This window comes from Streptomyces sp. PKU-EA00015, assembly GCF_013387495.1.
Lineage (GTDB): Bacteria > Actinomycetota > Actinomycetes > Streptomycetales > Streptomycetaceae > Streptomyces.
This window is the reverse complement of the sequence record NZ_JABZEE010000070.1, coordinates 13,472-33,857: the sequence shown is the minus strand read 5'-3', so window position 1 is coordinate 33,857 and position 20,386 is coordinate 13,472. Positions and strand designations below refer to the sequence as shown.

Genomic DNA, 20,386 nt, shown 5'->3' with positions numbered 1-20,386 from the left:
AGGAGACCAGCCTCAGTGTCCGTCTTCAACAAGCTCATGCGTGCAGGCGAAGGCAAGATCCTGCGCAAACTGCACCGCATCGCGGACCAGGTCAACTCCATCGAAGAGGACTTCGTCAACCTCTCCGACGCCGAGTTGCGGGCGCTCACCGAGGAGTACAAGCAGCGCCACGCCGACGGCGAGAGCCTGGACGATCTGATGCCCGAGGCGTTCGCGACCGTCCGCGAGGCCGCCAAGCGCGTTCTCGGCCAGCGCCACTACGACGTCCAGCTCATGGGTGGCGCCGCGCTCCACCTCGGGTACGTCGCGGAGATGAAGACCGGTGAGGGCAAGACCCTCGTCGGCACGCTCCCCGCGTATCTGAACGCTCTGTCGGGCAAGGGCGTCCACCTGATCACGGTCAACGACTACCTCGCCGAGCGTGACTCCGAGCTGATGGGCCGGGTGCACAAGTTCCTCGGCCTGACCGTCGGCTGCATCCTGGCGAACATGACGCCCGCGCAGCGCCGCGAACAGTACAACTGCGACATCACGTACGGGACGAACAACGAGTTCGGCTTCGACTACCTGCGCGACAACATGGCGTGGTCCAAGGAAGAACTGGTCCAGCGCGGCCACAACTTCGCCTGTGTGGACGAGGTCGACTCGATCCTCGTCGACGAGGCCCGTACGCCGCTGATCATCTCCGGGCCCGCCGATCAGGCCACCAAGTGGTACGGCGACTTCGCCAAGCTCGTGACGCGTCTCACCAGGGGCGAGCCGGGCAACCCGCTCAAGGGCATCGAGGAGACCGGCGACTACGAGGTCGACGAGAAGAAGCGCACCGTCGCCATTCACGAGGCCGGCGTCGCCAAGGTCGAGGACTGGCTGGGCATCGACAACCTCTACGAGTCGGTCAACACCCCGCTCGTCGGGTACCTGAACAACGCCATCAAGGCCAAGGAGCTGTTCAAGAAGGACAAGGACTACGTCGTCCTGGACGGCGAAGTCATGATCGTCGACGAGCACACCGGCCGTATCCTCGCCGGCCGCCGCTACAACGAGGGCATGCACCAGGCGATCGAGGCGAAGGAAGGGGTGGACATCAAGGACGAGAACCAGACCCTCGCCACGATCACCCTGCAGAACTTCTTCCGCCTGTACGACAAGCTCTCCGGCATGACCGGTACGGCCATGACCGAGGCCGCCGAGTTCCACCAGATCTACAAGCTCGGCGTCGTGCCGATCCCGACCAACAAGCCGATGGTCCGCAAGGACCAGTCGGACCTGATCTACCGGACCGAGGTCGCCAAGTTCGCGGCCGTCGTGGACGACATCGCGGAGAAGCACGAGAAGGGGCAGCCGATCCTCGTCGGCACCACCTCCGTCGAGAAGTCCGAGTACCTCTCGCAGCAGCTCAACAAGCGCGGCATCCAGCACGAGGTGCTCAACGCGAAGCAGCACGACCGTGAGGCGACGATCGTCGCCCAGGCCGGCCGCCGCGGCGCCGTCACCGTCGCCACCAACATGGCCGGCCGTGGTACCGACATCAAGCTCGGCGGCAACCCGGACGACCTGGCGGAGGCGGAGCTGCGCCAGCGCGGGCTCGACCCGGTCGAGCACGTCGAGGAGTGGGCCGCGGCCCTGCCCGCCGCGCTGGAGCGCGCCGAGGCGGCCGTGAAGGCGGAGCACGACGAGGTCAAGGAGCTCGGCGGACTGTACGTGCTGGGCACCGAGCGGCACGAGTCGCGCCGCATCGACAACCAGCTGCGCGGTCGTTCCGGCCGTCAGGGCGACCCGGGCGAGTCCCGCTTCTACCTGTCGCTGGGCGACGACCTGATGCGACTGTTCAAGGCGCAGATGGTCGAGCGCGTCATGGCGATGGCGAACGTCCCCGACGACGTCCCGATCGAGAACAAGATGGTGACCCGGGCGATCGCCTCCGCGCAGTCCCAGGTCGAGCAGCAGAACTTCGAGACGCGCAAGAACGTCCTCAAGTACGACGAGGTGCTCAACCGTCAGCGCGAGGTCATCTACGGCGAGCGCCGGCGCGTCCTGGAGGGCGAGGACCTGCACGAGCAGGTGCGCCACTTCATGGACGACACCATCGACGACTACATCCGCCAGGAGACGGCCGAGGGCTTCGCGGAGGAGTGGGACCTCGACCGCCTGTGGAACGCGTTCAAGCAGCTCTACCCGGTCAAGATCACGATCGAGGAGCTGGAGGACGAGGCGGGCGACCGGGCGGGCATCACCGCGGAGTTCATCGCCGAGACGATCAAGGAAGACATCCACGCGCAGTACGACGAGCGCGAGAAGCAGCTCGGCTCGGACATCATGCGTGAGCTGGAGCGTCGCGTGGTCCTCTCCGTGCTGGACCGCAAGTGGCGCGAGCACCTCTACGAGATGGACTACCTCCAGGAGGGCATCGGCCTGCGCGCGATGGCGCAGAAGGACCCGCTGGTCGAGTACCAGCGCGAGGGCTTCGACATGTTCACCGCGATGATGGAGGGCATCAAGGAGGAGTCCGTCGGCTACCTGTTCAACCTGGAGGTCCAGGTCGAGCAGCAGGTCGAGGAGGTCCCGGTGCAGGACGCCGCCGAGAAGACGTCGCTGGCCAAGGAGGACGCGGTGCCGGCGGGCGCGGCGCGCCCGGAGATCCGCGCGAAGGGCCTGGAGGCCCCGCAGCGTCCGGACCGCCTGCACTTCTCGGCGCCGACCGTGGACGGCGAGGGCGGCGTCGTCGAAGGCGACTTCGAGAACGACGGCGGGCCGCGGTCGGAGACGGACGGCATGACCCGTGCCGAGCGCCGCAAGGCGGCGAAGGGCGGCGGTCGCCGCCGCAAGAAGTAACGCGGCGGGTTGATCGATCCGGGGCCGGACACCGAGGGGTGTCCGGCCCCGGTGTCGTGTGTGGCCCCGCGGGCCCGCTGGGCCGGGAGGGCGGACTTGGCTGGTTTTGGAGGGGCCTCCTGCCTCGTGCCCAGGTGACGTTCTGGCCCCGTGGAGGCCGGCTGGGGCTCTCGGACGGGTCCCGGGAGATGGGTCCTCCGGCCTGTGGCAGCACTCCGCTGCGCGGGTGTCCGGTCTGTTCGGTTGGAGCGTCGCCCTCTGTCGCGAGGTCTTCGTCTGCGCCCGCCCGGTCGGCGGGCTGCGTCCGGACCCACGTGTCTGCGTCCCCGCTGGCTGCAGGTGCCGCCACGGGGCTGACCAGCGCCCATGCCGATCCCGACGGGCCCCACCCCCGCGCTACGCCCAGCGGGGGCCGTTCCTGCGCCCGCACATGGGCGGAGTGGCATCTCCAGTAGGTTGCACCGCGCGCCGCCGGTCGGCCGGCACCCGCGCCCGTGCCTTCGGCGGCGGGCACGTGGCCGGAGCCGGTCGTCTGCACGCGCGTACGCCTGCGTCGGCCTGCGGCCCCGGCGGACGGGCCCCGCCAGCCCCGGTGCCACCGCGGCCGGAGCCGGTCGGCTGTCGGCATGTTCGTGCGTGGGCCTGTCACCCACGGGCCGCGCCCCCAGCCGGGCCACCCGGCCCAATGGGCTGCCGCGGACGCGCCCCGGCGCCGTCGCGGCGGCCGCCCAGCCGCCCCTGCGGGCGGGCTGCTTCCTTGTCCACCCGCGGACGCGCGCCCGCGCCTCCAGCGGTGGGCGCCTGGCCATGGTCGCGGTGTCGACACGCGTGCATTCGCTTCGGCCCGCGGGCCCGGCGACCGGGCCGCCGTGCCCACCCAGCACGGCGGGCCGTGCCCGGCGCCCAGCCCGCGCGGGTCAGGCGCGGCCCTCCGTCGTGTTGCGTTCGCCGCCCAGTTCCACCGCTGCGCAGCGCCAGCGGCGGTCCGAGCCCTGTTCCAGGCGGAACGCCATCGCGGTGACCCGGTCGCCCGAGCCGATGCGGGCGAACGCCTCGATCACGCCCGGCCCCGGGTGGAACTCGCCGCAGTGGCGGACGACCGGCATCACCCGGTCCGCCGGGCGCAGCGGCGCTCCCGGGGCCAGGTGGACCAGTTGCTCGTACGCCTCGCCGATCGTGTGCCCGAGCATCCAGTGCACCGGGCGCTGGCCGCTCAGGACCGCCAGCAGGCGGTCGGCGAACCAGTAGTGCGGTTTGTGCTGCCTGCCTCGTGCGCGCGTCAGCGCCGTGGCCGCCGCCGCGGCGGGCCTTCGCTGGTCGCGTCGGCCCGCGGGCCGGGTCCTGTCCATGCAGATCGCCCCCGATGTGCCTGGTTCCCAAGGGGATACCGGGAAGTAGCTTCGACGGGGAACTTGTACGGCGCGTCCGGACCGGCTGCAACAACCCCGGCCCTCCTGTCGGCTGCCCGGGAAGGATCACCTATCAGGGTGGACCGGCCCGTGGCACGCCTGCGCGCACGCCGTTCCAAAAGTGCGTGCGGTGGACGCTCTGAGAGGCCCGGGCAGACCCCCGAAGGGGGACGTCGCACGTATCCTGAGGGCGCATTTCCGACTACGAAAGCGGCCAGCCATGCGCGTCTACGTCCCCCTGACCCTTCCCGGTCTCGCAGAGGCGCACAAGACGGGCGAGCTCGGCCCCGGCCCGCTGTCCGCGTACGCGGTCACCCCGGGCCTGCGCGAGTGGTACGTGTCCGACGACATCGAGGAGCTGGAGTACGCGGCGCTCAGCCGTGCCGCCGCCGCCTCCCTGCGCCTGCTGGCCGGCGCCCCCGACGCCCCCCGCCGCCGCGTCGTCGTCGCCGTCGACGTGCGTGACCAGGACGCCATCGCCGATCCCGACCAGGTACTTGACGCGAGCGCGCTCGGCGAGGTCCGCATCGCCGCCGCCGTGCCCATGTCCAAGGCCGCGGCCGTCCACGTCGACGCCGACGACGCCGTGGCCGACGTGACCGCGGCGGTGGACGCGCTCGGCGCCGCCGACCACGGGGACGACGACGCCCGGTTCACCGTCGACGGCGCCGAGGACCACGAGCTGCTCTGGTACGGCGTGCAGGAGATCCCGAACATCGTCGGCTGACACGGGGCCGGAGCACTGTTGTCGTACCCGGCCGGTACCGTTTCTCGGCATGGGGACTTCGGGGCACCACAGCGCCCACCTGGTGTGGGACTGGAACGGCACACTGCTCGACGACATCGCCGCGGTCATCGACGCGACCAATGCCGCCTTCGCGGAGATAGGGCTCGAGCAGATCACGCTCGAGCGCTACCGCGAGCTGTACTGCGTGCCCGTCCCGCGCTTCTACGAGCGGCTGATGGGCCGGCTGCCCACGGACGCGGAGTGGCTCGTCATGGACGCCGCCTTCCACAAGCACTACTGGGCGAGGGCCGACGCGTGCGGTCTGGCGGCGGGCGCTGCCGAGCTGCTCGCGGGGCGGCAGCAGTCCGGGCTGACCCAGTCGCTGCTGTCCCTGGCCCCGCACGAGCATCTGATACCGATCGTGCGCCGGCACGGCATCGAGGAGCGGTTCGTCCGTGTGGACGGGCGCGTCGGGGCCTCGACCACGGGCAAGGCGGAGCACATGGTGCGCCATCTGGCCGCCCTGGAGGGCGTGATGCCGGACCGCGTCGTGGTCATCGGTGACGCGGTGGACGACGCCGTGGCGGCGGGCCACGTCGGGGCGAAGGCCGTGCTCTACACAGGCGGATCGCACAGCAGGGGCAGCCTGAAGAAGGCGGGGGTGCCGGTGGTGGACTCGCTGCACGAGGCCGTGGCCGTGGCGGAGGAGCTCGTGACCGCGGCGTAGCCGCCCGACCGGGGCCGGGCGGCGGTGTTCGCCCGCCTGTCAGTCCCGCGTGACGGGCGCCTTCTCGCGCAGTACTTCGAGGAACGCGCGCATCCAGGCGGGGTGGTCCGGCCATGCTCGCGACGAGACGAGGGTGCCGTCGACGACGGCCTCCGAGTCCTTGAACGACGCTCCGGCCGCCTGCATGTCGAGTTCCAGAGCGGGGTATGCGGTCACGCGGCGGCCCTCCACGCCGCCGATCGCCGCCGTGAGCAGGGGACCGTGGCAGATCTGCGCCACGGGCTTGTCCGCGTCGAAGAAGGCCTTGAGAATCTTGCGCAGCTCGGCGTCGTTGCGCAGGTACTCCGGGGCGCGCCCGCCGGGGATCACGACGGCGGCATACGCCCCGGTGTCGACCTCGGAGAAGGCCAGATCGGCGGGCCAGGTGTAGCCCGGCTTCTCGGTGTAGGTGTCGAAGCCCGGCTCGAAGTCGTGCACGACGAACTGGAGCTTCTTGCGGGTGGGGGCCGCGATGTGCACCTCGTACCCCTCCTCCAGCAGCCGCTGGTAGGGGTAGAGGACTTCGAGCGACTCGGCGGCGTCCCCGGTGACGATGAGGATCTTCGTGGTCATGGCTGCTCCCGGTGAGTGGTTGCCAGAAGGGCCTGTGTCGCTGTCCAGAGTGTCAAACTTCGGGGCCCTCTTTTGTACACATACGGCTCATGACGGTTCGGGGGTCAGGGGCGATAGCCTGGGGGCGTGATCAGCGCGATACGCCGTGGGGGCAGCGAAGCCCCCGGCCTGCGCCCGGAGTGCCACCGTGCCCGGGCGATACCTGATCTTCTCTGTCCGGCCTTCCCGCCTGAATCGGCTGAAAACGGATCGGACATCTCTCATCGCGGCATAACGTCGACTGCGACCGGACACCCCGCGTCGTGGCGTTGCGTCGCAGCATCTTTCACCTACGTCACGCAACGGCGCGCGACAGGAGCCAGAGGACATGCAGACCAAGCTGGACGAAGCCAAGGCCGAGCTGCTCGCACGGGCTGCCCGGGTAGCTGAGAACAGCCCGGTCGGGGGGCACCTTCCGACTGGGGCCGAGCAGGGGAAGCGTCCCGACCGGGACACCGTGCTCTCGTTCCTCCAGCGCTACTACCTGCACACTGCTCCCGAGGACCTCACCGACCGTGACCCGGTCGACGTCTTCGGTGCGGCACTTTCCCACTACCGGCTCGCCGAAAACCGCCCCCAGGGCACGGCGAACGTCCGGGTCCACACCCCGACCGTGGAAGAGAACGGGTGGACCTGCAGCCACTCCGTCGTCGAGGTCGTCACCGACGACATGCCCTTCCTCGTCGACTCGGTCACCAATGAGCTCTCCCGGCAGGGCCGCGGCATCCACGTCGTCATCCACCCGCAGGTCGTCGTCCGCCGCGATGTGACCGGCAAGCTCATCGAGGTGCTGCCGGCCGAGCCGAGCGCCAAGGGACTGCCGCACGACGCGCTGGTCGAGTCCTGGATCCACGTCGAGATCGACCGCGAGACCGACCGCGCCGACCTGAAGCAGATCACCGCCGACCTGCTGCGCGTCCTTTCCGACGTCCGCGAGGCCGTCGAGGACTGGGAGAAGATGCGCGACAGCGCGCTGCGCATCGCCGACGAGCTGCCGAACGAGCCGACCGCCGACGACCTGCGCGAGCAGGACGTCGAGGAGGCCCGCGAGCTGCTGCGCTGGCTCGCCGCCGACCACTTCACGTTCCTCGGCTACCGCGAGTACGAGCTGACCGACTCCGACGCGCTGGCCGCCGTTCCCGGCACCGGCCTCGGCATCCTGCGCTCCGACCCGCACCACAGCGAGGACGAGGCGCACCCGGTCAGCCCCTCGTTCAGCAGGCTGCCCGCCGACGCCCGCGCCAAGGCCCGTGAGCACAAGCTGCTCGTCCTGACGAAGGCCAACAGCCGTGCCACCGTGCACCGGCCGTCCTACCTGGACTACGTCGGCGTCAAGAAGTTCGACGCCGAGGGCAACGTCGTGGGCGAGCGCCGGTTCCTCGGCCTGTTCTCCTCCGCCGCGTACACCGAGTCCGTGCGCCGCGTCCCCGTCATCCGCCGCAAGGTCGACGAGGTCCTCCAGGGAGCCGGCTTCGCGCCCAGCAGTCACGACGGCCGCGACCTGCTGCAGATCCTGGAGACGTACCCGCGCGACGAGCTGTTCCAGACCCCGCCCGACGAGCTGCGCGAGATCGTCACCAGCGTCCTCTACCTGCAGGAGCGCCGCCGGCTGCGGCTGTACCTGCGCCAGGAGGAGTACGGCCGGTACTACTCGGCCCTCGTCTACCTGCCGCGCGACCGCTTCAACACCACCGTCCGCGAGCGCCTGACCGGCATCCTCAAGGAGGAGCTGGGCGGCACCAGCGTCGACTTCACCCTCATGAGCACCGAGTCGGTGCTCACCCGGCTGCACTTCGTCGTGCGCGTCGCGACCGGCACCGAGCTGACCCACCTCACCGACGCCGACAAGGAGCGCATCGAGGCCCGGCTGGTCGAGGCCGCCCGCTCCTGGGCCGACGGCTTCGCCGAGGCGCTCAACGCGGAGACCGGCGAGGAGCGCGCCGCCGAGCTGCTGCGCAAGTACAGCAACGCCTTCCCCGAGGGCTACAAGGCCGACCACTCGCCGCGCTCCGCCGTCGCCGACCTGGTCAACCTGGAGCAGGTCACGAGCTCCGGCCGCGACTTCGCGCTCTCCCTGTACGAGCCGGTGGTCGCCGCGCCGGGCGAGCGCCGCTTCAAGATCTACCGGATCGGCGACCAGGTCTCCCTCTCCGCCGTGCTGCCGGTCCTCAACCGGCTCGGCGTCGAGGTGATCGACGAGCGTCCGTACGAGCTGCGCTGCGCCGACCGTACGCACGCGTGGATCTACGACTTCGGCCTGCGCATGCCGAAGTCCGACGGCAACGGCGACTACCTCGCCGACGACGCCCGCGAGCGGTTCCAGGACGCGTTCGCCGCGGTGTGGACCGGCCAGGCCGAGAACGACGGCTTCAACTCCCTGGTGCTGGGCGCCGGGCTGAACTGGCGCCAGGCCATGGTGCTGCGCGCGTACGCGAAGTACCTGCGCCAGGCCGGTTCGACCTTCAGCCAGGACTACATGGAGGACACCCTCCGCAACAACGTCCACACCACCCGGCTGCTGGTCTCCCTCTTCGAGGCCCGGATGTCGCCGGAGCGCCAGCGTGCGGGCACCGAGCTGACCGACGGCCTGCTGGAGGAGCTGGACGGCGCGCTCGACCAGGTCGCCTCGCTCGACGAGGACCGCATCCTGCGTTCCTTCCTCACCGTCATCAAGGCGACGCTGCGCACCAACTTCTTCCAGAAGACGGAAGACGGCGGGCAGCACGGCTACGTGTCGATGAAGTTCGACCCGCAGGCCATCCCGGATCTGCCGGCCCCCCGCCCCGCCTTCGAGATCTGGGTGTACTCGCCGCGCGTCGAGGGCGTGCACCTGCGCTTCGGCAAGGTCGCGCGAGGCGGTCTGCGCTGGTCCGACCGGCGCGAGGACTTCCGTACGGAGATCCTCGGCCTGGTCAAGGCACAGATGGTCAAGAACACCGTGATCGTGCCGGTCGGCGCGAAGGGCGGCTTCGTCGCCAAGCAGCTCCCGGACCCGTCCGTGGACCGCGACGCCTGGCTCGCCGAGGGCATCGCCTGCTACCGGACCTTCATCTCGGCGCTGCTCGACATCACCGACAACATGGTCGCGGGCGAGGTCGTCCCGCCGGCGCAGGTCGTCCGGCACGACGAGGACGACACCTACCTGGTGGTGGCCGCCGACAAGGGCACCGCGTCGTTCTCCGACATCGCCAACGAGGTCGCCGTCTCCTACGACTTCTGGCTCGGCGACGCCTTCGCCTCGGGCGGCTCGGCCGGTTACGACCACAAGGGCATGGGCATCACGGCCCGCGGCGCGTGGGAGTCCGTCAAGCGGCACTTCCGCGAGCTGGGCCACGACACCCAGACCCAGGACTTCACGGTCGTCGGCGTCGGCGACATGTCCGGTGACGTGTTCGGCAACGGCATGCTGCTGAGCGAGCACATCCGGCTCGTCGCGGCCTTCGACCACCGGCACATCTTCATCGACCCGACGCCGGACGCGGCCGTCTCGTACGCCGAGCGGCGCAGGCTCTTCGAGCTGCCGCGCTCGTCGTGGGCGGACTACAACACGGAGCTGCTGTCGCACGGCGGCGGCATCCACCCGCGCACCGCCAAGGCGATCCCGGTCAACGCGGCGATGCGCGAGGCACTGGGCATCGACCCGGGCGTCTCCAAGCTGACGCCCGCCGAGCTGATGCAGTCCATCCTCAAGGCGCCGGTCGACCTGCTGTGGAACGGCGGTATCGGCACGTACGTCAAGGCGTCGACCGAGTCGCACGCCGATGTCGGCGACAAGGCCAACGACGCGATCCGCGTCAACGGCGAGGACCTGCGCGTCCGGGTCGTCGGCGAGGGCGGCAACCTGGGTCTGACCCAGCTGGGCCGTATCGAGTTCGACCGCCACGGCGGCAAGGTCAACACGGACGCGATCGACAACAGCGCCGGTGTGGACACCTCCGACCACGAGGTGAACATCAAGATCCTGCTCAACGGGCTGGTCGCGGACGGCGATCTGACCGTCAAGCAGCGCAACCAACTGCTGGCGAAGATGACCGACGAGGTCGGCGCGCTCGTCCTGCGCAACAACTACGCGCAGAACGTCGCCCTCGCCAACGCGGTCACGCAGTCGCCGTCCCTGCTCCACGCCCACCAGCGCTTCATGCGGCGCCTCGAGCGGGACGGGCACCTGGACCGGGCGCTGGAGTTCCTGCCCAACGACCGCCACATCCGGGAGCTGCTGAACGCCGGCAAGGGGCTCAGCCAGCCGGAGCTCGCCGTGCTGATGGCGTACACCAAGATCACGGTGGCCGACGAGCTGATCCGTACGACGCTGCCGGACGACCCGTACCTGCGCCGGCTGCTGCACGCGTACTTCCCGAAGCCGCTGCGCGAGCAGTACGGCGACGCGATCGACGCGCACGCGCTGCGCCGCGAGATCATCACGACCGTGCTGGTCAACGACACGGTGAACACCGGTGGTTCGACCTTCCTGCACCGCCTGCGGGAGGAGACCGGCGCGTCGGTCGAGGAGATCGTGCGGGCGCAGACCGCGGCCCGCGAGATCTTCGGTCTCAGCGCGGTGTGGGACGCGGTGGAGGCGCTGGACAACACGGTCGCCGCCGATGTCCAGACGCGCATCCGGCTCCACTCGCGCCGGCTCGTCGAGCGCGGCACGCGCTGGCTGCTGGGCAACCGGCCGCAGCCGCTGGAGCTGGCCGAGACCGTCGACTTCTTCGCCGAGCGGGTGGAGGACGTGTGGGCCTCGCTGCCGAAGATGCTGCGCGGCGCGGACCTCGAGTGGTACCAGGGCATCCTGGACGAGCTCACCTCGGCGGGTGTCCCGGAGGACCTCGCGCTGCGGGTGGCCGGGTTCTCGTCGGCGTTCCCGACGCTGGACATCGTGGCGATCGCGGACCGTACGGGACAGGAGCCGCTGGCGGTGGCCGAGGTGTACTACGACCTCGCTGACCGGCTCTCGATCACGCAGCTGATGGACCGGATCATCGAGCTGCCGCGGGCGGACCGCTGGCAGTCGATGGCCCGCGCCTCGATCCGCGAGGACCTGTACGCGGCGCACGCGTCGCTGACGGCGGACGTCCTGTCGGTGGGCAACGGCAGCGCGACGCCGGAGGAGCGGTTCAAGGCCTGGGAGCAGAAGAACGCGGCGCTGCTGGGGCGGGCGCGGTCGACGCTGGACGAGATCCAGGGATCGGACACGTTCGATCTGGCGAATCTGTCGGTGGCGATGCGGACGATGCGGCAGTTGCTGCGGATGCATCGCTGAGGGGCGGTGGGCGGGGTGGTCTTCCCCACCCCGCCCCTTCCCGTAACCGGGGCTGCGCCCCAGACCCCTGGTCGGGCGTGGGGCTGACGCCCCATGCCCCTGCGGCGGCTTCCGTGCCGCGTACTGGGTGGTCTGGCTGGCGCCGTTCGTGACCGTGGGGAGAGCCTCTCGCCCCGGGGCGGGCTGGGGCAGGCGCCCCGACGCCGCCTGCGCCCACTGGGGCGGCGGCTTCGCGCCGTGGGCGCCGGGCGGATCCGGCTTGCGCGGGTGCGGTTCCTGACAGTGGGTGCTTCGCCGTGCATGCCATCGGTATGCGGCTCCTGACGTCCCGCCCGGGCGGCGGCTTCGCCCCCGCGCGGGGGACCTGTGCCGCCGGCTCGGGTCAGCGCCAGGGGGACGTGCGGGGGTCCGGGGGGAGGGTGGAGCGGTGGATCGCGGTGACCGCCGCTGTTACGGACGGCGGTAGCCAGTCCGGGGAGTGGTGGGGCGGCGTGCACAGCGACGCCACGTCGGCGGCCGGCGGGCGGTCCTCAGGGCGGGGCGCGAGCGTCGCCGTCAGGAGGCGGCGCAGCGGTTCGGGGTGGACGCTCAGGTCCGGGGGCTCGTGGGCCGTGCCCGCGATGCGGGTCGCGACGACCAGGCCGCCGCCCTCGCCGTACGGGTGGCGTCCCGTCGCCGCCTCCGCGGCGACGAGGCCGAGCGTGAACACGTCCGACGCGGGCGTCAGCGCACGGCCCAGCGCATGCTCCGGGGACATGTACTTCGGCGTCCCGACCATCCGCCCCACCGTCGTCAGCGCGGACGTGCCTCCCACGGCATCCCAGGCCCGCGCGATGCCGAAGTCGAGCAGCCACGGTCCCCGCGCGGTCAGCAGCAGGTTGGCGGGCTTCACGTCCCGGTGGACCAGCCCGGTCGCGTGCACCGCGCTCAGCGCCCGCGCCGTGCAGGCCGTCAGCCGCAGGACGCAGTCGAGCGGCAGCGGCCCGAACTCGCCGAGCGCCTCGTCGAGCGGCAGGCCCGGCACGTAGCGGGTGGCGAGCCACGGGCGTTCAGCGTCCGTGTCGTGGTCCACCACGGGCACCAGATGGTGGCCCTGGACCGTGCGCGCCGCCTCCACCTCGCGGGCGAAGCGGCGCCGGAACTTCTCGTTCTCGGCGTGCTGGCGGCGGATCAGTTTCAGCGCGACGGGCAGTCCGTCGTCGCGGCCGCGGGTGAGGAAGACCGTTCCCATGCCGCCTTCGCCGATACGCGCCGTGAGGACGTATCCCGCGATCTCCCGCGGGTCCTCGTCCCGCAACGGCTCCGGACCACGCTTGCCCCTCATCCCGACCCCCTCGCCGACGGCAGGGGAGCCTACCCCGCCGCCGTCACCTCCTCCCTCCGGTGAACTCCTCGTACGCCGCCACGACTTCCTTCGCGGGCCCGTCCATCCGCAGGACCCCAGCCTCCAGCCATATCGCGCGGTCGCAGGTCTCGGTGATCGTCGAGTTGCTGTGGCTGACCAGGAACACCGTGCCCGCCTCCTTGCGCAGCTCCTCGATGCGCTGCCGGCTGCGGCGGCGGAAGCGGGCGTCGCCCGTGGACAGGGCCTCGTCGATCAGCAGGACGTCATGGCTCTTGGCGGCGGCGATGGAGAAGCGCAGCCGGGCACCCATGCCGGAGGAGTACGTGCGCATCGGCAGCGAGATGAAGTCGCCCTTGTCGTTGATGCCGGAGAAGTCGACGATGTCGTCGTACCGTTCGCGGATCTGCCGGCGGGTCATGCCCATCGCGAGCCCGCCGAGGACGACGTTGCGTTCGCCGGTGAGATCGGACATCAGGGCCGCGTTGACGCCGAGGAGCGAGGGCTGGCCGTGGGTGAAGACCGTGCCCTTCGCGGTGGGCAGCAGCCCCGCGATGGCCTTGAGCAGGGTGGACTTGCCCGAGCCGTTGGAGCCGATGAGGCCGATCGCCTCGCCCTTGTACGCGGCGAAGCTGACGCCCTTGACGGCGTGCACCTCGCGCACGCCGGGCGTGGCGCGGCGGGAGACGATCCGGCTGAGCGCGGAGGTGGCGCTGCCCCTGCCGGTGCGGGCGCCGTTGACCTTGTACGTGATGTGGACGCCGTCGACGACGACGGTGGGGACGGGCTCTGCCGGATCAGCCACGGCCGTACTGCTCCTCTGCCTTCCAGAAGTACAGGAAACCGCCGGCGCCGGCGAGCACGGCCCAGAGCAGGGCGGCGGCCCACACGTGCGGGGGCAGCCGGTCGGCGGTGAAGGACTCGATGAACGCGAAGCGCACGAGGTCGATGTAGAGCGCGGCCGGGTTGTACCGGATCAGGACGGCCACGAGGTGGGGCAGCCGGTCGCTGCCGAGGACCTTGTCGATGGACCACATCACGCCGGACGCGTACATCCAGGTGCGCAGGACGAACGGCATGAGCTGGGCGACGTCCGGGGTGCGGGCGGCGATCCGGGCCATGGCCATCGACAGGCCGGTGTTGAAGGTGGCCTGGAGGACGAGCGCGGGGATCGCGAGCAGCCAGGAGCCCCTCGGGAACTCGCCGAAGCAGAACAGGATGGCGACGAGCGCGCCGAGCGAGAAGAGCAGCTGCTGCAGCTGTTGGAGGGCGAGCGCGATGGGCAGGGAGGCGCGGGGGAAGTGCAGCGCGCGCACGAGCCCGATGTTGCCGGAGACGGCGCGGGTGCCGGCCATGATCGAGTTCGCGGTGAACGTCCAGATGAAGACGCCCGTGACGAGGAACGGCACGAAGTCGGGGACGTCGTCGCCGGTGCCGAGCAGCTTGCCGAAGATCAGGTAGTAGACGGCGGCGTTGAGCAGCGGGGTCGCGAGCTGCCAGACCTGCCCGAGGCGCGCCTGGCTGTACTGGGCCGTGAGTTTGGCCGTGGCGAAGGCGGTGATGAAGTGCCGTCGCGACCAGAGCTGGCGGATGTACGCGCCGAGGGATGGCCGGGCGCCGCTGACGGTCAGGCCGTGGCGGGCGGCGAGCGCGGCGAGGTCGGTGGGCGGGGCGGCGGCGGCCGGGGACGGCCGGGACGGGGTGGCTGTGGTCACGCGGGGTCGCTCTCGTGGTGACGGCGGAAAGCAGTTTCGACGGAACGGGACCGTATCGTCGCTACGGCGAGAGTAGGACGGCCGAGCGTCGGAACGCAACCGTTTCGTCGTGACGGGTATGATTCCGGCCATGCCTACGGACTCCGGAACCCCGCGCCGCCCCCCGGCAGGAGCCGCCGTGCTCCGCGAGGAGGTGACCGACGCGATCCGCAAAGCCGTCTTCGAGGAACTGGCGGCGGTCGGTTTCGCACGCATGTCGATCGAGGGAATCGCGCGGCGGGCGGGCGTCGGCAAGACGGCCGTCTACCGCCGCTGGAAGTCGAAGCTGTCGCTGGTGCTGGACCTGGTCTCGGCCGTCGCCGTCCAGGGCCTGCCCGCACCGTCGACCGGCTCCCTCCACGGGGACGTGCGGGCGCTCCTGGAGGTGGCGGCGCACGCGCTGCGCCACCCCGTCGCCTCGCAGGTCATCCCCGACCTGCTGGTGGAGTCGGCGCGCAACCCCGAGATCTCGGACGCGATCAAGGCGGCACTGCTGGACAGCCAGCAGGGCGTGGCGGCGGTGGTCGTCCGCGAAGCGGTCGCCCGGGGCGAGCTCCCCGAGGGCACGGACCCCGACAGGGCCCTCGACCTGATCGTGGGACCGCTGTACTGGCGGCTGGTGGTGGTGCGGGGTGGGCTGCCGAAGGGATACCTGGACGGGCTGGCGACGGCGGCGGTGGCGGCGCTCCAGTCGTGACGCCCCGGCGGGGCGTACTGCGGGTCCGTCCTCGGCGCACACGCACCCGTTGCGCGCCCCCGGGATCACCCGTTCGGCGCAGGGCGTGGTGACCCTCCGGCGGTGGACCGGTTGTCCTGCGCAGCAACCCCGCGCTCTTGAACGGACGTGTCCACCATGCCGATTCGGCTCAGCGTCGTCGTCCCCGTCCACAATGTGGAGGACTATCTCGAGGAGTGCCTGCGCTCCCTCGCCGAGCAGAGTCTGCGGGACATCGAGGTCGTCATGGTCGACGACGGCTCCACCGACGGCAGCGGTGACATCGCACGGCGCTTCGTCGCGGAGGATCCGCGGTTCACGCTCGTCTCGCAGGAGAACGCCGGGCTCGGAGCCGCGCGCAACGCAGGGATCCGGCGGGCGCGCGGCGAGTTCCTGGCGTTCGTCGACAGCGACGACGTCGTGCCGGCCGACGCGTACGAGAAGATGGTCGGCTCGCTCGACGCCTCGGGGTCCGACTTCGCCACCGGCAACGTCCACCGGCTGCGGGCCGGCGGCAGGACGCAGCAGTCGCCCATGTTCCGCGAGCCGATGGCGACCTCCCGTACCGCCACCCACGTCACCCGGGACTGGGCGCTGCTGTACGACCGCATCGCCTGCAACAAGGTGTTCCGCAGGGACTTCTGGGTCCGGAACGCCTTCGCCTTCCCCGAGGGCGTCCTCTTCGAGGACATCCCCGTCGTCGTCCCCGCGCACTTCCTCGCCCGCTCCGTCGACGTCCTGCACGACACGGTCTATCTGTGGCGCGACCGCGACGGGTCCATCACCACCCGCAGGGCCCGGCCGGAGGCCGTGCGGGACCGGGCCGCCTCCGTCACCGCGGCACGCGGCCTCCTGGGCGGCGAGGCGCGCCGGCGCTACGAGGCGAGCGTCCTCGCCAGTGACCTGATGCTCTTCATGGACGCCCTGCCCGACGGCGACGACGACTACCGCGAAGCCTTCCTCCGGCACGCGGGGGACTTCGTGACCAGCGTGTCCAGGCCCGTCCTGGAGGGGCTCGTGCTGCACCAGCGGGTCAAGTGGCAGCTCGTCCGCGAACGGCGCCTCGCCGAACTCCTCGCGCTCCTCGCCTTCGAGAAGAAGGAGGGCCGCGACGTCTTCCGCATCCGCGGTCCGCGCGCCCGCCGCGCCGAATACCCGGCGCTCACCGCGCCCCTCCCGCGCGGCGTCGACCGGCCCGCCCCCGCCGACCTGCCGGTCCTGTCCGACATCACCGAGGCGGTGTGGCGGGACGGAAAGCTGCACCTCAAGGGTTACGCGTACGTCCGCAACCACCCGGCGGGCGAGCGACGGCCCCGCACGTTCGCCTGGCTGCGGTCCGGGCGCAGACGAGTGCTCCCGCTGCGGCTGCGTCCCGCGGACGTGCCCGAGGCGAACGCCGGCTCCCGCCAGAGCCTGCACCCCTACGACCGGGCGGGCTTCGAGGCCGTCGTCGATCCGGCCCGGCTGAGGACCGGCACGTGGAACCTCGAGGTCGGCATCGTCGCGGCCGGGACGCTGCGCCGCGGCCCTCTGCGACTGCTCGGCAACCGGGCGGCCCCCGCCGTCCACGACGTCGGCGACGAACTGCGCATCGTTCCCGAGCTGTCCGGCGACAAACTGCGCCTGAAGGCGGAACGCGTCGCGGCCAGGCTCACCGCCCACGGGGCCACGGACGACGGTGTGCGGATCGAGGGGATCGTCACCGGCCCCGCCCCGACCGCGGTGCGGCTGCACAACAGCCACACGGGGGAGGAGCGCGAGGTGCCCGTCGTCCCCGGCCCGTCCGGTGCCTTCACCGTCGACATCGCCCTCACGAGCGCGGGAGCCGACGCACCGCGCGCCTCGCCCTGGACCGTCCGACTCGTCCGTGCCGACGGCAGCCGGGTGCCCGTCGCCGTCCCCCGTGCGACCGCACCGGGGCGGTACGGGCTGGGCGATCCGGCCCGGGAGCTCGCCGTCACCGCGAGCGCGGCGGGCAACCTCGTGCTGAGCGACCAGTGCCCCCAGCCCGTCGTCCACGCCTTCTCGTGGACCCCTTCCGGCGAACTCGTCGTCGAAGGGGGTTTTCCGCAGCACGCCCTGCGGCGGCCGGAGCTGGTGCTCCAGCACAGCGGTTGCCAGGAGGAGGCCGTCTTCGCGCACGAACTGCGGGACGGCCGCTTCCGCGCCGTCATCGCCCCCGCCGCCGTCGACGGGCCTGGCGGCGAACTGCCGCTCGCCGAGGGCCGGTGGTTCCTGTTCTTCCGCGAGCGGGGCGAGAGCGACCCGGCGTGCTACGCCCCCGTGCGCCTCGCTTTCGCCGAGCACGCCGCCGTACCCTCCGTGCGGCGCGTGCGGGGGCGCGACTTCGCGCTCGACCGCCGCTACCACGACCAGCTCCTCGTGGAGTCGGGCCCGGTCCTCGGCGCCCACGAGCGCGGCGGTGTGGCCGAGCGGCGGATGCGGGAGCGGTTCGCAGCCCTGCGCGGCGGCCCCCGGCGCGAAACCGTCCTGTTCAGCAGCTTCGACGGCCGCCAGTTCTCCGACTCGCCGCGCGCCGTCCATGAGGAACTGCTGCGCCGCAAGAGCCCGTTCGAGCACCTGTGGGTGGTGCGCGACCAGCAGGCCGGGCTGCCCGCAGGCGTGCGGGCCGTCCCTCACGGCGGCGCCGAGTGGCACGAGGAAATGGCCACAGCCCGGGTGGTCGTGACCAACACCCAGCTGCCCGAGTGGTTCCAGCGCGGCACCGACCAGTTCGTGGTGCAGACCTGGCACGGCACACCGCTCAAGCGCATCGGCCGGGACCTGCTGGGCACCTCCCAGGCCAACCGGCCCTACATCGAGTCCCTGCCGGCCCGCGCCGCGCAGTGGAGCGTGCTCGTCTCGCCCAACCGCTTCTCCACCCCGATCCTTCGCCGCGCCTTCGGCTACGACGGCGAGGTCGTCGAGTCCGGCTACCCGCGCAACGCCCTGCTGCACGCCGAGGACCGGGCCAAGGTCGCCGCGAGCGTCCGCGAGCGCCTGGACCTCCCCGGGGACAGGACCGTCGTCCTGTACGCCCCGACCTGGCGCGAGGACCGCCCCAAGGGTGGCGGCCGCTACGCGCTCGACCTCCGGCTCGACCTCGCCGCCGCACGCGCCGCGCTCGGCGACAGCCATGTGCTGCTCGTGCGCCGCCACTACCTGGTCAACGACCGGCTGCCCGACACCGGCGGCTTCGCCCGCGACGTCTCGCGCTACCCCGACGTCGCCGAACTGATGCTGGTGAGCGACGTGCTGGTCACGGACTACTCCTCGCTGATGTTCGACTTCGCGCAGACCGGCCGCCCCATGCTGTTCCACACCTACGACCTGGAGCACTACCGCGACACGCTGCGCGGCTTCTGCTTCGACTTCGAGAAGCAGGCCCCCGGGCCGTTCGTCGCCGACGGCGCCGAGCTGATCGAAGCGCTGCGCGACCCGGCCGCGGCGACCGCCGGCCACGCGGAGGCGTACTCGGCGTTCTGCCAGGTGTTCTGCGACCTCGACGACGCGAACGCCGCCGCCACGGTCGCCGACCGGATCCTGAAGGAGACCGCGCCCTGAGGGAATGGACCTTCCGGGTGATTCGCGTGCCGGGACTTTGCCAAAGATCGCAGCGCAGTCAACTGTCCAGCATTTAGTGTGTTTATCGGGTGCCAGCCGCCGACGTCGACGATTGCTACGTTCGGCGGCCATGGACCTGCGAATGCGAACGAAAACGGGAACGCTCGATGTGCGCCGGGCGCGATCCGTCGTCCTCACAGTGTCGGCACTCGCCTTCGTCGCGAAAATGGTTCTCGCCGCTCAGACACGCGGCCCCGCCGACGTCCGGTTCTTCGACGCGTTCGCCCGGGCGATCGCCCAGGTGGGCCCGGTGCGCATCTACGAACACCCGATGCCGCGCCTGCCCGTCTACAACCACCCGCCGCTCGCGAGCTGGATGCTCCTCGGGCTCGACGAACTGGACCGGCTGGGAATTCCGTTCGCGGTTCTGATCCGTACGCCCGCCTGCCTCGCCGATTTCGTCTCCGCCGTTCTCGTATTCGAGATCCTCCGCCGCCGGAGGTCCACCGGAACGGCCATGGCGTGCGCCCTCGGCTGCGCCCTGAGCCCCGTTCTCTTCGCCACGTCCGGATATCACGGCAACACCGATTCGGTCGCCGTCATGTTCGCCGTTCTCGCCGCCCACCTCCTCGCCGACCGCAGGGCACCGCTCGCCGCGGGGGTCTGCGCCGCCGTCGCGGTGAGCATCAAGCTCATTCCGGTCGTCGCGATCCCCGCCCTGCTCGTGGCGGCCTTCCGCGCCGGGCGCCCCGTCCTCGTACGCTTCGCCGCCGGCCTCGCCGCCGTCATGCCGGCGCTGTGGGGGCCGGTGCTCGTGACCGTGCCGGAGCCGCTGCGCCAGAAGGTCCTCGAATACGAGGGCGGGCGGGCCAGGCTGTGGGGCTTCGTGCGGTTCGCCGACTGGGCGGGCGCCTCCGACGCGTTCATCGTCGCCCTCCACAGCGACTTCCGTTTCCTCTTCGTGCTCGCGTGCATGGCGGCCGGCGTCTGGCTCGCGTGGGTGCGGCCCACCGCGCCCGCCTACGCGGTCGCCCTGTCGCTCACCCTGCTGCTTCTGCTCAGCACCGGCTCTGCCGTCCAGTACCTCGCCTGGCCGGTGGTCGGCCTGTGCCTGTTCGGCCTCTGGGAGGGCGCCGCGTTCGGCGTGGTCGTCGGTGTCGTCACGGTGTGCGTGTACTCGGGCCCCAGCGCCGTCCGCTGGAACGACTGGGCGCTGAACCTCGCCGCCCTCGGCTGGCTGCTGCTCGCCGCCGGGATCGTGACCGGCCTGCGCCGCGTGCTCGCCGAGCCGCCCCCGGAGCTCCCGCACCGGACGCCGTCCGTGGTGGCGCCCCGGGCGAAGAGCCCGTCCACCCCTGCATCCCCTGTCAACTGAAGCGAACCGACGAAAGAGTAGAGAAGC

The 20,386-nt window shown here is 71.3% G+C and carries 12 protein-coding genes; 7 read left to right on the top strand and 5 right to left on the bottom strand.

Features of this window, described 5'->3' with window-relative positions:
• The first annotated feature begins 15 nt into the window (after window positions 1–15).
• On the top strand, window positions 16–2,832 hold the full coding sequence (gene secA / locus HW130_RS31885; protein WP_177153251.1) for a preprotein translocase subunit SecA: 2,817 nt from the start codon (window positions 16–18) through the stop codon (window positions 2,830–2,832).
• Between the two features lie 917 nt (window positions 2,833–3,749).
• Here secA and HW130_RS31880 read toward each other — a convergent pair.
• Complete coding sequence (locus HW130_RS31880; RefSeq protein ID WP_177153250.1) at window positions 3,750–4,181, bottom strand: Rv3235 family protein; 432 nt, start codon at window positions 4,179–4,181, stop codon at window positions 3,750–3,752.
• Window positions 4,182–4,461: 280 nt separating this feature from the next.
• Here HW130_RS31880 and HW130_RS31875 point away from each other — a divergent pair, with 280 nt between their 5' ends.
• Both HW130_RS31875 and HW130_RS31870 read left to right on the top strand, forming a co-directional pair.
• The gene (locus tag HW130_RS31875) at window positions 4,462–4,968 is read left to right on the top strand and encodes a DUF6912 family protein (protein WP_177153249.1); all 507 of its coding nucleotides are present in this window, start codon (window positions 4,462–4,464) and stop codon (window positions 4,966–4,968) included.
• 49 nt (window positions 4,969–5,017) lie between these two features.
• Window positions 5,018–5,695, top strand: a complete 678-nt coding sequence (locus tag HW130_RS31870; protein WP_177153248.1) for an HAD family hydrolase — start codon at window positions 5,018–5,020, stop codon at window positions 5,693–5,695.
• 39 nt (window positions 5,696–5,734) lie between these two features.
• On the opposite strand, the gene HW130_RS31865 is transcribed toward HW130_RS31870, so the two are convergent.
• Window positions 5,735–6,307: a DJ-1/PfpI family protein gene (locus HW130_RS31865; protein WP_177153247.1), complete on the bottom strand. Its 573-nt coding sequence runs from the start codon at window positions 6,305–6,307 to the stop codon at window positions 5,735–5,737.
• A gap of 367 nt (window positions 6,308–6,674) precedes the next feature.
• On the opposite strand from HW130_RS31865, the gene HW130_RS31860 reads away from it, so the two are divergent.
• Window positions 6,675–11,609 (top strand): NAD-glutamate dehydrogenase, encoded by a 4,935-nt coding sequence (locus HW130_RS31860; protein ID WP_177153246.1) that lies wholly within the window; start codon window positions 6,675–6,677, stop codon window positions 11,607–11,609.
• 382 nt (window positions 11,610–11,991) lie between these two features.
• Here HW130_RS31860 and HW130_RS31855 read toward each other — a convergent pair whose 3' ends face one another.
• Genes HW130_RS31855 through HW130_RS31845 form a run of 3 tightly spaced genes read right to left on the bottom strand, consistent with a single transcriptional unit; the run spans window position 11,992 to window position 14,666 of the window.
• Window positions 11,992–12,933: a serine/threonine-protein kinase gene (locus tag HW130_RS31855; RefSeq protein WP_177153245.1), complete on the bottom strand. Its 942-nt coding sequence runs from the start codon at window positions 12,931–12,933 to the stop codon at window positions 11,992–11,994.
• Between the two features lie 43 nt (window positions 12,934–12,976).
• Window positions 12,977–13,756 (bottom strand): ABC transporter ATP-binding protein, encoded by a 780-nt coding sequence (locus HW130_RS31850; RefSeq protein ID WP_177153244.1) that lies wholly within the window; start codon window positions 13,754–13,756, stop codon window positions 12,977–12,979.
• Entirely contained in the window at window positions 13,749–14,666 is a 918-nt protein-coding gene (locus HW130_RS31845) for an ABC transporter permease (RefSeq protein ID WP_177153243.1), read from the bottom strand. The genes HW130_RS31850 and HW130_RS31845 overlap by 8 nt, the downstream gene beginning before the upstream one ends.
• A 118-nt stretch (window positions 14,667–14,784) precedes the next feature.
• On the opposite strand from HW130_RS31845, the gene HW130_RS31840 reads away from it, so the two are divergent.
• From HW130_RS31840 to HW130_RS31830, 3 genes are all read left to right on the top strand, one after another.
• Complete coding sequence (locus HW130_RS31840; protein ID WP_177153267.1) at window positions 14,785–15,402, top strand: TetR/AcrR family transcriptional regulator; 618 nt, start codon at window positions 14,785–14,787, stop codon at window positions 15,400–15,402.
• Window positions 15,403–15,558: 156 nt separating this feature from the next.
• Window positions 15,559–18,984, top strand: a complete 3,426-nt coding sequence (locus tag HW130_RS31835) for a bifunctional glycosyltransferase/CDP-glycerol:glycerophosphate glycerophosphotransferase (protein WP_177153242.1) — start codon at window positions 15,559–15,561, stop codon at window positions 18,982–18,984.
• A gap of 142 nt (window positions 18,985–19,126) precedes the next feature.
• A complete protein-coding gene (locus HW130_RS31830) occupies window positions 19,127–20,359 on the top strand; it encodes a hypothetical protein (protein ID WP_256356473.1) in 1,233 nt (410 codons plus the stop codon).
• Window positions 20,360–20,386: the final 27 nt, after the last annotated feature.